Source organism: Flavobacterium sp. Sd200 (assembly GCF_009826935.1).
Lineage (GTDB): Bacteria > Bacteroidota > Bacteroidia > Flavobacteriales > Flavobacteriaceae > Flavobacterium.
Genome location: NZ_WUMN01000001.1, coordinates 1,396,182 through 1,409,332, shown reverse-complemented (window position 1 = coordinate 1,409,332; position 13,151 = coordinate 1,396,182). Strand labels below are relative to the sequence as shown.

Genomic DNA, 13,151 nt, shown 5'->3' with positions numbered 1-13,151 from the left:
ACTGCTATGTTCTGGGCTACCGTGTAATGCGGGAAAAGCCCGGCATGCTGCATTACAAATCCAATCGCCCTGCGCAGGGTATCGGGATTTGCGTCCTTTATATTTTTTCCATTGATGCTGATGGTGCCACTGTCAGGCTCAATGAGCCGGTTCACCATTTTAAGGGTTGTGGTTTTTCCACAGCCACTTGTGCCCAGCAACACCGTTATTTCTTTTTCGCGGGCATGTAGCGATACTGTATCGACCGCTTTATGTCCGTTGAAACTCTTGGAAACCTCATCTAATATAACCATGCAGTATTATTTTACCAATCGGATACCCGTAAACTGCCACTGGTGGCGCGGATGGAAAAAGTTACGGTAGGTTGTACGGCTGTGATCCTGTGGTGTAGCTACAGACGCACCGCGTAAGACCATTTGGTTTATCATAAATTTCCCGTTGTATTCGCCTATGGCCCCGGTTTCTTTTTTGAACCCGGGATAGGGAAGGTAGGCACTGTTTGTCCATTCCCATCGCTGGCCCCAGTCAAACAGCCCGCATGCCACTTCCCATTCAGCTTCGGTTGGCAGGCGCATCCCTTTCCAGGCGGCAAAAGCTGCCGCTTCATAAAAACTAATATGGCAAAGGGGTTGCAGGGGATCAATTTCCTGAAGCCCGTTAAAGGTATAGTGCATCCATTTGCCGTCGATCTGATGCCAGTACAACGGCGCTTTTACCCCGGTTTGCTGCACCCAGTCCCATCCCTCGGAATGCCAATGGCGAAAATCAGTATAGCCGCCCTCTTCAATAAAGCCAAGGTATTCTGCATTACTTACAAGTGCATGAGCTATTTCAAAGGTATCGAGGTACACTTTATGCCGCCCCAATTCATTATCAAAACAAAAACTGTTGCCTTGGTATCCTATTTCATATACGCCCGCTTCAATGCTAATGTAGTGTGAACTCTCTTTAGATGATGTCTCAAAAACATTACGATGGCTATAGGCGGGGAAAAGCGGGTTGTGCCCGAGTATGTATTTGATGTCGCTGTACAGTAGTTCCTGGTGCTGTTGCTCATGGTTTAGCCCCAGTTCCAGCAACGCGGCAAGGTTATCATCAGGGACGGTGTTTTGTAAATACGTTTCCATCTGCTTATCAACATATGCCCTGTAGTGGTAAATGTCGGCAACGGAAGGGCGGCTCAGGTTGCCACGGTCGGTACGTACTACGCGGGCTCCCACGCTCTCGTAATAGCTGTTAAATACAAAATTATATTGTGGGTTGAACTCTTTGTAGCCTTTGAAGTGGGGCAGGAGTATGAAGGTTTCAAAAAACCAGGTGGTATGCCCTAAATGCCATTTGGGTGGGCTGACATCGGCTATTGGCTGCACCACATAGTCCTCTGTTTCGAGGGGTTTACAAATTTCTTCGGAGTGGCGGCGAATCTTTTGGTACAGCTGTAAAAGCCTTACAGAAGTAGTGGGTGCTATAGTGTTAATTTCCATATCGCATCTTCTTTATTTAGCAGTCCATACAGAATCAGTAAACCATTTTTTTGTGTCATATGCGGAGCCCGTTATCGAGAAACCTGATTCCTCAGCCATAGCCGATATATCGGTTTTCGAGAACTTCTGAGATACTTCCATATAGATCACTTCATTTTGTTCAAAGCTTATTTTGACTTTCCCAATGTGCACTTGCTGCTGTCTCAGGCTAACGAGGTAGCTTCGGCAAGCACCGCTTAACGGGTCGTAATTCTGGTAATGTTCAAAGTGGTCGAGGTCAAAGTCAGCTCTAAGCTCACGATTAATTCGGGAAAGCAGGTTAAGGTTAAAGGCGGCGGTAATACCCTGTTTGTCGCTATAGGCATCCAATATAATCTGCGGGTGTTTTTTCAGGTCGAACCCCATCAGCATAATATCACCGGGGCGCAGATGCTCCCTGATTCCTTTGCAGAACGACAGTGCTTCGTCTTTTTCCATATTGCCGATATTCCCCCCAAGGAACATCACAACTTTTCTGCGCTTTGATATCCGTTCCGCTTTTTGGAGCATGTCGAAATATTCACCTTCAAGGGGTATGATGTTCAGAGCGGGTATACCTGATGCCAACCTTTTATACAGTACAGAAAGGATGTTTCCCGATATGTCAATAGGCATATAGGTAACCTCTGCATTATTTGCAACGAGGTGTTGGAGCAGGTAAGACGATTTCGTGGCATCGCCTGCGCCGAGTTCAATCAGGTCAAATGGTATATCCTGTTTGAGAAATGCTGCCAGCGACGCTGTCTGGTTTTTGAATATATCCAGTTCGCAACGTGTAAGGTAGTATTCAGGCATTGCCATTATCTGCTGGAACAGGGCGTCTCCTTGAGGGTCATAAAAATATTTTGATTGCAGTTTTTTTTGGGGGGCTTGTAACCCTTCAAGTACATCGGTAAGAAATTGTCCAGCGGTATTTTCAGTTTTTATAGCGTCCGGACAAAGTATGTTTTCTGTTTGTAGTGTCATAATGGTGCTTGGGTTACGATCTCACATCGACCTTAGTTTGTTACCATGGATTGGTGGGCAGCGGCTATTATTGCATATTAAATATACGCTTAATGGCAGGTGTGATAATGCTTTTTTCGAAATCCTTAACAAATTTTCGAAAAATTGGCTGTCTGTCGGCACCATTCTCAAGTGGCGATTTTTTTGGATGTTTTGTGATTTCTCTCGTTTGAATAATGGTTTTAAGGAGCTTGTATCGTCGGAATTGACAATGCATCAGTTTAGTGCGTTGGTCAGGCTTATGCCAAGATAATAAAAAGCCCCGTGACAAGCCGTGGCCTTGTGACGGGGACTCCGATTTTAAGCGCCGCACGGCTTTCCCTGACAGGGAGTGCCGCACGGCGGTTTTTTTATACAGGCATTGGCTGCGCCCTGAAATCCGCTATATTCAGGAAAAACCCACGGTAAGCAGTCATACCCTCACGGAACAGGTTCCAAAGCAGGCTACAGCCAAGTTGGGCTAGGGCGGCGTTAATGTATAAATCCTGTTTTAACAGGGCTTCGGCAAGGGAGCAGCTTGGGGTGTCGTCCTGGGTTTCAGACTGGAGGAGTAGTTCGCCAAACGCATCAGTTACAAAGGGCAGGTTCGGCACAGGTGTGTATTTTTTTGATTCAGGTTGCGGTAATTTCCCGACGGTAGCTAATATTACCTGCCCTGTTTTGTGGCTGTTCCCAAAGTCCATCCAGTAGCGTGGCTGGTTGTGGCCACGCCCGTCATGGGCTTTGAGTATTTTTGCAATCTCAAAACGTGCTGCTACGCTATCCACGCACGAGAGGTAAAGCGTCGCATCGGAATGCTCCGGCTGTCTGCCGTTACTGTCCCGTTCAAATTTTACGGTTTCCGCTTTCCATGCGGTGCCTGCAAAACGGTTTACCCGGTTAATGAGGGCTACGGATTTATATAGCCCGACTTCACTTTCGGCAAACCGCTGCCGCCCGAGGTTGGCTTCGGTAATAACATCATCATCCCATAGGCGGACAGTAAGCCCGGGATGCCCCAGGGCTATCAGGCTGTGGTTCATTTCAAGGAGTGCGGTCAGCACTTTTGAGCCAGTGCCCCCTGCGCCGATGAGGTTCACGGTTACGGGGTTGTAGGGGCTTATCAGGCTTTGGCAGGTAAAGTGTACCCTTGCTTTTTCAGTTTTCATGACAGTAGGTTTTTAAGTGTCATGTTATTTTTGATTAATTCGGATTTTGGGAATGCAGCACCCGTTTCCACAAGGCTTTTCCAAAGCCCTACACAATTCCCTTTTACCGGGTTGTAGCTGTCCAAAAGGTGGCTGAAATAGCTGTTAAAAAAGTACTGTTCCCATGCCAGGATAAAAGTTTCAAGGGATGCGCAGGATTTGATTTGGATGTCAACCGTACCCATACACACCCTGCCGCCTTTATAGATGTTGAAAAACGGGGCGTAGTACAGGGCAGTGTTTTCGTTTGGTGTTTTATCGGAGGGCAGGGCATAGAGGGCTAAGCCCTCACGGCTTGCCTTCCAAAGCAGGGCAGGCACATGCACTGCCCCGTTTGGGATGCCGAGTTTCGGTACAAAGAACATCGGGCGCAGTGCTGCTTTGGTGTACCATAGCACACTGCCGTTTTCAGCGGGGTCGATGTGTAGCACGTTTTGCGGCAGCAGCCCACTGGGTTTTAAAAATGTCTGTTTTGCGTGGACTTGTGTTTCAAGGGATTTATAGAGCCTGTCGGCTTCCAAAACCGAGAGGGAATGCGCATTACGGGGCTGTCCCTGCCCGTCAATGTCGTAATATTCCACGTACACCTGTTTTTCCTCGCTGTCGGTTTCATAGAAGACAAGCGCACATTTAGCATTATAAGTAGCTGTGAAATTATCGGTAATGTCGTTTAAGGTTTCCATAGTTATGGCATTTTATAATTATAAAGAATGTCGCACAGCCTGTCCATAAGGTCGAATACCCTGCGCTCAAAATCAAGTGAACCTGTTACGGGGTTTCCGTCAAAGCACTTCAGCAATTGGGGTTCTTCTATTTCCCCGCATTCGTTGAAATCGCTGTTGACCGTATCGGCCACTGTATCAAAAAGCCACCCTTCGGTATCCGCTGAGAAGCTGATGTACTTATCCATACTGATTACTTCGTTGTCGTAGTATGCAGCATCGTCTTCGGTTTCCTCCTTTACGGGTGCGTTACGGAACACACTTTCATTGGGGTATTCTAAAAACAGGGCTTGTGCATTGGTGGCCACAGCAAGGCATTCCCGGTCTACATCGTCCCACGCCCTGAAACCTCCCAAACGCTGTGTAAAATATTCAAGGTTGGCAGGGTGGCGCAGCTTTTGTTCCATACGGTCGCCAATAGTCGCTGCTGCCTCTAAATCCTGCCTTTCGGTGCTGTCATATTCTTCGTCAGTATCTTGTTCCACCCATTCCTTAACCATATCGTACTGGTAATACAAATAGGTTTCTTCCTGTCTGTAATAAGGAACGTTTACGATGCGGTAGAGCCATGCACCCACCGAAAGCAACAAGGCTGCTGCTTTTTTATGGTGCTTATCCCTCAGCATCTTATATAGGGGTACTACAGGCAGATAGTACAGGCTTTGCCCGGTGCTGTGACGTTCCTCGCTCACGAGAAATGCGCCCTTACTGCCTTGTACCAAACGCAGGCTGTAAAAGCCCTCTACCTGTTTAAGGGCTTCTTGCAATAGTGACATGCATTGCGCAATGGTATCGGGATAGCAAAACGGCATGGGCATGGGCAGGGCAATGCCGTAATGCGCTGTCAGCTGCTTGAAAGAGGCGCAAAACCCATCGGCTATCGTATTGTTTTCTATACTGCCCCGCAGGGATTTATTTTCTTTAAGGGCAGGTGCGAATACCGCCCTTAGAAAACCATCGGCAGCTGCGCCACCGGGACGGGCTGCAGGGTGTCCCGCAGTACTTCCTGCGCATCCTTGGGACGTTTCATAAAGTCCATAAACTCCGATAGGTTCATGTGAAGCTGCCGTTGCTGTCTTTCTTCGGGCGTTGCCGCCCCTTTTGTGATGTTGGGTTGCATAATCCATAGAAGTATAGTTACAATTATCCTTTTGTACCCATGATGCTTTCAAAGCGGTATTCCACAGTATCGTTCTTAATTTCAGGTGCGCCTATTTTTGCCGTGGTCAGTATGGGATAGGTAGCGGAATAGAAATTCAGGACACGCTCGGCTGTCCATGCCGGTTCAGGGTCGGGCAGGGTAATGTCCTGCCCGTTTTCTTTAAGCAGGAAAACCCGCTCTAATGGTGTTGCCAGTAACATAGTTCACATTTTTATGGTTCAACGTTTTCAATTATACGCTCATCGAACAGCCCGCCCTCATCAAACCTTGAGGATAGTGCCGCCCGGCGTTCTTTTATTTCCTGCGTATGTTCAGGATGGTCGTTAGGGTTGGGTACTTTGGAATAGGCTTCCCTGAATTTTCCTTCCCTTTCAAGTTCTTGGGACTTGTCTATGGCTTCCCGGTACTTTTTTTCTTTGGCATCGGTTTCTTTTTTCTCTTTTGTACCTTTTTCCTTTTCCATCGCGGACTGTTTTTTTACCTGGTCAAGGTGCTGCATATAGTCCTCCATGTTTACCATCAGCCCTGAAGCCGCTTCAACAGGCATGGCGATATACTCAAAGAATTGCGTGTCCATTTGCTCCGCTGTTCCCCTCATTGTCATGGGGCGTATGAGGTTCTTAGCAGTATCGCTGCACCCTTCGTTGCGTACCAATACCGATACAATCAGGCTGCCCTGTATGCCGTGGGCAATGGTTACCTGTACGCTGCCCGCAAAGTCAATGTTTGCAAGCTGCCTAAAAAAATTAGCTTCCATAGTGGTATGTTTTTTGTCCCTGCCAAAAGGCAGGGGTGTTGTTATCCCCTGTCAAAGAGCAGGCGTACTGCCTGGGTGAATTTTACGTTGTGCACTGCAAACTTGTATTTGTCAATACAGTCTATGGTAAACAGTGCATTGTAGCCGTCAAAGAGTTCTTCCGCAAAAAGACGTGGATGTTTGGCAAGTCTTTTGCCGTTTAGGTCTATTATCTTACCTACCGTAGCCGAGAGGCGCAGCCAAAAATCAACGTTGAAAAAACCGTTGTCCCACTGCTGCCGTACCTCGGTTTCGTTTTCTGCCAAATACTCCTGCGCCCCTTTAATCGTATCCACGAGTTCTGGCAACAGCTCAGGAAACCACCCTGCGAGCAGCCTGCCTTTTTCCACATTGTTTAGTTTTTCGAGTGCTTTCATCGTTATGGTTTTTCGGTTTGCAGTACTTTTCGTTCCAATAGAATTTCGAGTATCTCGCAGTCGCTTTCGTAGGCTTCCCCTTCAAAATGGTACAGCCCTTCTTCCTGGTTGTATTCATAGCGGTCAAAGTCCTCCCAATCAAGGTCGGTTTCAATAGAAATACCGTTTGCATACCCGGTTTCCCCGTAGATGCAGTTCCCCGTTTCCTCGTACTGGTGCCTCACGGCTACCCCGTAGCGGTCGGCAATAGCCATTACCACTTCGGTGTTGGGCGACCAACGGGTTTCGTATTCAAAAATCCCAAAATCGCCCTCATGCCTGTAGAGGGAAAAAAAGTATCGGTTCTCGGTGTCTACAAAATCAGGCAGTTGCCCATTTCCTGTAGTTTCTTCATTGTGTTGCATGGCCAGGAACAGTTCCTGTACCTGTTGCAGGGCTTTACCGTCCCCGGTAAATGTTACCCTGTTGCTGCACCAGTTTGCCATAGTAATTGTATTTTATGGCGGCTGCCCACAGGCAACCGCCGGGTTGTTTAATTGAATTTGAAAATATCCGCACCATCTTTGGCAAACCCTGCGCACAGGTCAAATGCGCTTTGGGCTTTGCCCTGCGCCGTGCCGCCCAATACAAGGGATTGCAGCTTGGCTTCCCCGTCTTTGTAGCTGCGCACGTTTTGGTAGTAGCCCGTTACGGCATTGTACGCCCCGAACAATGTCCCTTTGGTGGTTTCAGTCTGTTGCGTATCGCTCATCATGGCATAGGCAAAAGCACTGTTTACCGTATTTTTGAACAGGGTTGAGAGTTCATCATGCGCCCCCTTTTTCAAGAGGTCAAAGGTTTCCTTGTTGGGGCAGAGCGCCAGTTCAATAAGTTTGCGTACCTCGCTGTCGCTGATTTTTACAGCAGCCCAGTTATTGAATATCCCCTCCAATTGGGTGCTTAGGGTATCGGCAAGCCCCATTACCTTGTGGGCATCCTCCAACCGCTGTTTAGCCCCTGCGGTGTGTTTGATGCGCACCACATTGGTCATGCCTTTAAGTGCTGCGTTCAGGGTATTTTGGCATACCACACGGATGGGGGTAAAAGCTGCGGTGATGCTGCCTGAGCCATCGTGTGCGGTGGTCAGGAAAATATACTTCTCTGTGATGTCGTCCCCATTACCCACACGGATATACCCCGGCAGTTTTGCGGTAATGAATATGCGCTCCCCCTGTCCGAGTGCCCCTGCGGTCTCGTAAAGGATACCGTCGCCACCGCCTACTATGGCATCGAAAAAAGCAAAGGCTTCACGGTTTTGAACGATATGGTAGTCCTTGCCCACGGCTGCCCCGAGTACCGCCTCGTTATCGGTACGGTAGGTAAAGAAGCTGCTTTTTGACTCAATCCTGTTGCCGCTTGGCAGGTTATGGGTATTGGCTTTTTTGGCTATCTCGTAATCGAGCCCTGCATATTTTATGGCTTCTGTACTTGTAGGGTAATCGCTTACGATTTGCCCCAATCCGTGCCATGCTTTTTCCTGTACGCTGAAGAAGGAGTATTCCCCGGTCTGCTTATTGAAATTAATATTGTGTCCCATGACTTTAGTTTTTAAGAATTAAACAAGTACCACCGCGTGGGTGGGGCAGCCCTCGGCTGCTGCAATGATTGCCACAGCCTGTTCGGAGCTTGTGGCTACCGCCTTTAGTGTGACTGTGCCGTTATCGTGGCATAGCCTTGCGGTGTAGGTTTTGATTTGTATTTCCATAGCTTGGGTATCGGGTTTAAAAAGGCAGGTCGTCGTGTTCGTCTTCCTTGTACTGCTGTCCCTTGTTATCAATAATTTCGGCCTCGTGTACCGTTACCGATTCCACACCACGGGGCATACCTCCGTGGAAGGTAATACGGTTTACATTTACGTTCAGTGATGCTTTTGGCGCCCCATCATTGCCCATGTACGCCCCTGCGCTCACGCGCCCCGATACTTCCACAATCCCACCTTTGAGCAGGTAGGGTGCTACCTTTGCGGTCAGCCAATACGAACAATTAAAAAAATCCGTAAGCACCACCTTGTTGCCTTCTTTGTCCTTGTAACGGTCGTTAACCGCTATGGAGAAATTCACTACATCCTTTCCGTTGTAGCTGCGCACTTGTGCATTTGCGGTCAGCCTTCCTGTAATTTCCATACGCTTTCAAATTAAGTTGTACAATCCAGTAAGAATCTTTTTACAACCCCACACATAAACATTTTCCAAAAGAAAAAAGGGGAAAAAAGAAAGCAAGTGGCCAGCAGGGTTTTTCAGGCGGCGGGCTATAAGTCCCCCCTTGTGGGGGTGGTGCAGCCATTATGCGCACGATGCCTGAAAAATCCTGCTAACTTAGCTGCCCTTTTTGCCCCTTTTCTTACAGGAAAATGTCCCTTACTATCATTTTAGGATTTAATAGGATGCACTACCAGGGATTACAGCGGCATCCTGCCTTTGGGGCAGATACAGCGGAAAGCCCGGCGCACAGCGGGGAGGCACGTTTTTTTTAGCAAAATATTACGCTAACCGCCTTATGGAATACCTACAAATGGGTATTGCCGGTGTCCGGCCGATTTTGTATTTTTTGCGTGATGTCAGGAATCATCAATCACTGCTGTACGCCATTTATTTTTGCTCACTTATTCTTGCTTATGAATCCATTCGTTGCCACCTATCTTACATTTCGTAAAAAGCCGCAAGCTCCCAGTACCACGATGCTGTCACTGGCATCCAAAGTTCTTACCGAAGCCGATGAACTTGCCCAGGCCCAACCCTACCTCGACAGCCTTCGGGATGCCGTAGGTGATCCGGGGATCAACAATATCGCCCTTGCCGGTACATACGGCTCGGGTAAGAGTACTATTTTAAAGACGTTTCAAAGCCAAAACCCGCATAATAAGTACCTCAACATATCCCTGGCTTCGTTTACCCAGGCAAGTGCTACGCCCTCAGAGGAGGCATCAAATGGGGATAAGGGCATGAAAGGCACAGATTTCGAGCGTCAACTTGAAATAAGCATCCTGCAGCAGATTTTTTATCATGTTCATCCGTCTGATATACCGGATTCACGTTTTAAGCGTATTATCAACATTAAACCTGAGCGTATATGGACGGTATCCGTTGGGCTCATCTTATGGATAGCCAGTGTGCTGGTACTTTTTAAAGCCAACTATATCCGGTTCCTCAACCCTTCGGGATGGGATGTCACAAAGCAGCTTAACGGATATGCATTATTGGCATTCCTGCTTTTTTTTGCCGGTGTGGGCCTTTTTACACGCGCTGTTGTGCGGCTGTTTACCAATTCTAAAATCAATAAGTTTAACATAAAAGGCGAGTTGGAACTGGGGGACAATACAGACAGGAGCGTCTTCAACCAGCACCTGGAAGAAATTCTTTACTTCTTTGAGCGTACTGATTATAATGTTGTAATAATAGAAGACCTGGACCGTTTTGAGAACACGCAGATATTTACCAAGCTGCGCGAAATCAATACACTGCTTAATACCTCAATACCTATCGGGAGGCCTGTTAATTTTATCTATGCGATACGCGATGAAGTGTTCCAGGACAAAAGCGAAAGGGTAAAGTTTTTTGAAATGATCATCCCTGTCATTCCTTTTATCGACCCTGTAAATGCGGGTGACCAGATACGCAAGCTGGTACGCAGGGCGAATATAGTGGGGGTGCTTTCTGATGATTTTATTGAGGATGTGGTAACGTATATTGACGATATTGACATGCGGTTGCTGATCAATATCTTTCAGGAATACCAGATTTACAGGAAAAGCCTTTCGGAAGACCTGAAACAGGACAACCTTTTTGCAATGGTTACCTATAAAAACCTCTTTCCGGAAGATTTTGGCAAGCTGCACAAACGTAAGGGGAAATTATTCGAATTTATTGCTGCAAAGCCCACTTATGTGTCAAATTTGCTGAAGTCCCTCAACGAGGATATCGCCAGGTTGGAGCAACAACTTGAAGGCATTGAGCAGGAGCCGTTGCGTAACCTAAGGGAATTACGTTCGCTCTATGTCCTGCAGTATTTTACAAAGGCAGATACCGAGGCCATTTATGTTGACGGCCAGAAGATGCCGTTTAGTGAACTGATTGAGGAGGCTAATTTTGAGAAGCTTATCGCACAGCGCTTCCACAGCTATGCAATTTACCAGCATGGGCATTTGGTCAATTACAACCCTATTCCATCACAATCTATCAATGTAAACTTTACTGATATTGAGAAAGAATTAAGCCCTTATACCTATAAGCAACGGAAAGTATTTATAGAAGAGAAAGCACTGTTGCGTTTTTCGAAAACGGCAAAAGAGTTGCAGGAGCTCCGCGCCCGAAGATCCGAGATTGAGCACCTGAGCCTAAAGGAGATTTTTGAGCGGGTAGAGGGCGAGGCCTATCTAAAGCCTTTTGAGAATGACCTTCTGGTGCGGAACCTGCTGTTAAACGGGTACCTCAATGAGCATTACAGTGATTATATCTCCCTTTTCCACGGGGAAAGCAAGGAGGATTATGCGTTCCTGCGCTGCGTTAAAAGTGGTGTGGCATGCGCTTTTGACTATAGGCTGCACCACGTGGGGCATGTTGCCAAAAAGCTTGCCCAAAAATACTACAGCCGTGATGCGGTACTCAATTATGACCTTATGGACTTTTTGGCTTTGGATTATGCATCGTATAAAAACCAGTATGATGCTGTCATCGAACGGTTGAGCAGCGCTCAGGCCAAGTCGCTTGATTTCCTTGACGGTTATCTCGAACAGCGCCGGGATTACCAGGGCCTGTTCGTAAAGACATTATGCCACCGCTGGCCCGGCATTTGGGATGCACTCAAGTCCCGGCACCAGGGGACGCAAACCCTGACAGCCTACCTTACGCACATCCTTACCTATGCCGGGAATGAGGATATTATTTTATTGGCAGAGGAAAGCGATATTGGGAATTTTATGGAGCAAGAGCCGAGCTTGCTTGAGATTGCTTCCGGATGTGACCGGCAAAAGATGGAATCCCTTATCGGTTCACTGTCCCTGAAACTAGAGGTGCTGCCCATACCTACAGAGGCGACGCGTGCCCTTTTCGAGTTTGTGTACGCACAGGATGCTTACCGTATTACACCAGAGAATGTAGCAACCATAGTTTTGGACAAAGATACCAATGCTACGGCGGAACTTTTAAGGCAGCTGAACTACACAACGGTACAGCAGTCCCATTGCGAAACGCTCATCCAAAACCTTCACGCCAACCTGGCGGAATATGCAAATAATGTGCTGCTGGATCCTCAAAACAACAAAGAATCCGAGCCATCGATAGTGGCACTGTTGAACCAGGAGGCACTTGATGAAAGCTGGAAAGCGGCCTTTGCCAAACAGCAGGTGCAGGTAGTCAATACGCTTTCGGAGATTCACAGTAAGGAGGTAATGGCGCTACTACTACAGGAAGGCAAGGCAGGAGCCAGTTGGGACAATGCGCAAGTGTACTACAGCAAGTGCGCTGAAGAAGCCTTTGATGCCACACTGACGGCCTACCTGAACCGGCCAGAGGTGTATAGCGTGCTTAAAGGCAGCGTGCCTGAGCAAAACATTGGCGCTGACACCCCGGAATCCACACGTTTTATAGAACGGCTGCTCCTCTGTGATGCGTTATCCCAAGAGGCATACCAGGCACTTTGCTCGGCCTCGGAGATAGCGTGGGATGAATTGGCAGTGGACGGCTTAAGCCTTGAGAAGGTAAACTTCCTTGTTGGGAACGGTGCACTTAATATGACCGTGGTAAATTACGAGCGCCTGCGGGAATATTCCGGCAACCACAGCTTACACCTCAGCCTTGCCGAGGAGCACCAGGAGGAATTCGCTGATGCGTTTGAACAGTACACCCTCGGGCGTGCAGAGGTTGTATTCCTTTTAAATTCAGAAAGCTTTACAGGCCAGCATAAAATAAAATTGATGGATTATGTAAGCGAAGACCTCATTACCACTAACCCCGATGTCGCACGTGCGGCTTGCCGGGCGGCGGCAGAAAACGGATACGAGGTCCGCTCTTTTGAGGTGCTGAAAAGCTTCTTTAACTATGCTCCGTCTGTTGCAACACGTATCACCGTGCTGAATGTATGCCGCGATAATTTCCAGGATTGGGAGGTGCAGCAGGTCATTGAGATGCTTGGGGAAGCCTACCAGCAAATTTTTACGCACAGGAAAAAACCTTCTTTTGATAATACATCCTATCATAGGCAACTTTTTGACTACCTGAAAATTCGTAAAATGATCAGCACATGGGACTTTAAAGAGAAAGACCCGCAAAAAATCAGGGTAGTGGCCAATTACATCTGACACGCAGCCTGCAATAGGCAAGGTTTTGTGGCTCCTGGGTCAATG

14 protein-coding genes are annotated in these 13,151 nt (G+C 47.7%); 1 reads left to right on the top strand and 13 read right to left on the bottom strand.

The genetic code is table 11. From position 1 onward, the window contains the following. The 13 genes from GR160_RS06200 to GR160_RS06140 form a co-directional block, all read right to left on the bottom strand. Positions 1-293 (bottom strand): ATP-binding cassette domain-containing protein (locus GR160_RS06200; protein WP_160748951.1); only part of this gene is annotated, 293 nt, incomplete at its 3' end. A gap of 6 nt (positions 294-299) precedes the next feature. After that, complete coding sequence (gene egtB, locus GR160_RS06195) at positions 300-1,484, bottom strand: ergothioneine biosynthesis protein EgtB (protein WP_160748950.1); 1,185 nt, start codon at positions 1,482-1,484, stop codon at positions 300-302. Between the two features lie 12 nt (positions 1,485-1,496). Continuing rightward, complete coding sequence (egtD, locus tag GR160_RS06190) at positions 1,497-2,489, bottom strand: L-histidine N(alpha)-methyltransferase (RefSeq protein ID WP_160748949.1); 993 nt, start codon at positions 2,487-2,489, stop codon at positions 1,497-1,499. Between the two features lie 389 nt (positions 2,490-2,878). Continuing rightward, positions 2,879-3,676, bottom strand: coding sequence for a PRTRC system ThiF family protein (locus GR160_RS06185; protein WP_160748948.1), 798 nt, complete (start codon positions 3,674-3,676; stop codon positions 2,879-2,881). Further along, positions 3,673-4,398, bottom strand: a complete 726-nt coding sequence (locus GR160_RS06180) for a PRTRC system protein B (protein ID WP_160748947.1) — start codon at positions 4,396-4,398, stop codon at positions 3,673-3,675. Before GR160_RS06180 ends, GR160_RS06185 begins: the two co-directional genes overlap by 4 nt. A gap of 2 nt (positions 4,399-4,400) precedes the next feature. Then, positions 4,401-5,564, bottom strand: coding sequence for a hypothetical protein (locus GR160_RS06175; protein WP_160748946.1), 1,164 nt, complete (start codon positions 5,562-5,564; stop codon positions 4,401-4,403). A 16-nt stretch (positions 5,565-5,580) separates the two neighbouring features. Then, the gene (locus tag GR160_RS06170; protein WP_160748945.1) at positions 5,581-5,799 is read right to left on the bottom strand and encodes a PRTRC system protein C; all 219 of its coding nucleotides are present in this window, start codon (positions 5,797-5,799) and stop codon (positions 5,581-5,583) included. 11 nt (positions 5,800-5,810) lie between these two features. Next, on the bottom strand, positions 5,811-6,356 hold the full coding sequence (locus tag GR160_RS06165; RefSeq protein ID WP_160748944.1) for a prtrc system protein e: 546 nt from the start codon (positions 6,354-6,356) through the stop codon (positions 5,811-5,813). A gap of 41 nt (positions 6,357-6,397) precedes the next feature. Further along, positions 6,398-6,772: a hypothetical protein gene (locus GR160_RS06160; RefSeq protein ID WP_160748943.1), complete on the bottom strand. Its 375-nt coding sequence runs from the start codon at positions 6,770-6,772 to the stop codon at positions 6,398-6,400. A 2-nt stretch (positions 6,773-6,774) separates the two neighbouring features. Then, positions 6,775-7,257: a hypothetical protein gene (locus GR160_RS06155; protein ID WP_160748942.1), complete on the bottom strand. Its 483-nt coding sequence runs from the start codon at positions 7,255-7,257 to the stop codon at positions 6,775-6,777. A gap of 47 nt (positions 7,258-7,304) precedes the next feature. Continuing rightward, positions 7,305-8,348: a DUF932 domain-containing protein gene (locus GR160_RS06150; RefSeq protein ID WP_160748941.1), complete on the bottom strand. Its 1,044-nt coding sequence runs from the start codon at positions 8,346-8,348 to the stop codon at positions 7,305-7,307. 18 nt (positions 8,349-8,366) lie between these two features. Then, the gene (locus GR160_RS06145) at positions 8,367-8,516 is read right to left on the bottom strand and encodes a hypothetical protein (protein WP_160748940.1); all 150 of its coding nucleotides are present in this window, start codon (positions 8,514-8,516) and stop codon (positions 8,367-8,369) included. A gap of 16 nt (positions 8,517-8,532) precedes the next feature. After that, positions 8,533-8,934: a single-stranded DNA-binding protein gene (locus GR160_RS06140; protein ID WP_160748939.1), complete on the bottom strand. Its 402-nt coding sequence runs from the start codon at positions 8,932-8,934 to the stop codon at positions 8,533-8,535. Between the two features lie 431 nt (positions 8,935-9,365). Here GR160_RS06140 and GR160_RS06135 point away from each other — a divergent pair, with 431 nt between their 5' ends. Then, positions 9,366-13,106: a hypothetical protein gene (locus tag GR160_RS06135; protein WP_370519200.1), complete on the top strand. Its 3,741-nt coding sequence runs from the start codon at positions 9,366-9,368 to the stop codon at positions 13,104-13,106. Positions 13,107-13,151: the final 45 nt, after the last annotated feature.

What these genes read in the sequence shown, in the direction of transcription:
- egtB (WP_160748950.1), bottom strand. Translation starts at nt 1,484, where the DNA reads ATGGAAATTAACACTATAGCACCCACTACTTCTGTAAGGCTTTTACAG.
- egtD (WP_160748949.1), bottom strand. Translation starts at nt 2,489, where the DNA reads ATGACACTACAAACAGAAAACATACTTTGTCCGGACGCTATAAAAACT.
- GR160_RS06185 (WP_160748948.1), bottom strand. Translation starts at nt 3,676, where the DNA reads ATGAAAACTGAAAAAGCAAGGGTACACTTTACCTGCCAAAGCCTGATA.
- GR160_RS06180 (WP_160748947.1), bottom strand. Translation starts at nt 4,398, where the DNA reads ATGGAAACCTTAAACGACATTACCGATAATTTCACAGCTACTTATAAT.
- GR160_RS06175 (WP_160748946.1), bottom strand. Translation starts at nt 5,564, where the DNA reads ATGGATTATGCAACCCAACATCACAAAAGGGGCGGCAACGCCCGAAGA.
- GR160_RS06170 (WP_160748945.1), bottom strand. Translation starts at nt 5,799, where the DNA reads ATGTTACTGGCAACACCATTAGAGCGGGTTTTCCTGCTTAAAGAAAAC.
- GR160_RS06165 (WP_160748944.1), bottom strand. Translation starts at nt 6,356, where the DNA reads ATGGAAGCTAATTTTTTTAGGCAGCTTGCAAACATTGACTTTGCGGGC.
- GR160_RS06160 (WP_160748943.1), bottom strand. Translation starts at nt 6,772, where the DNA reads ATGAAAGCACTCGAAAAACTAAACAATGTGGAAAAAGGCAGGCTGCTC.
- GR160_RS06155 (WP_160748942.1), bottom strand. Translation starts at nt 7,257, where the DNA reads ATGGCAAACTGGTGCAGCAACAGGGTAACATTTACCGGGGACGGTAAA.
- GR160_RS06150 (WP_160748941.1), bottom strand. Translation starts at nt 8,348, where the DNA reads ATGGGACACAATATTAATTTCAATAAGCAGACCGGGGAATACTCCTTC.
- GR160_RS06145 (WP_160748940.1), bottom strand. Translation starts at nt 8,516, where the DNA reads ATGGAAATACAAATCAAAACCTACACCGCAAGGCTATGCCACGATAAC.
- GR160_RS06140 (WP_160748939.1), bottom strand. Translation starts at nt 8,934, where the DNA reads ATGGAAATTACAGGAAGGCTGACCGCAAATGCACAAGTGCGCAGCTAC.
- GR160_RS06135 (WP_370519200.1), top strand. Translation starts at nt 9,366, where the DNA reads ATGTCAGGAATCATCAATCACTGCTGTACGCCATTTATTTTTGCTCAC.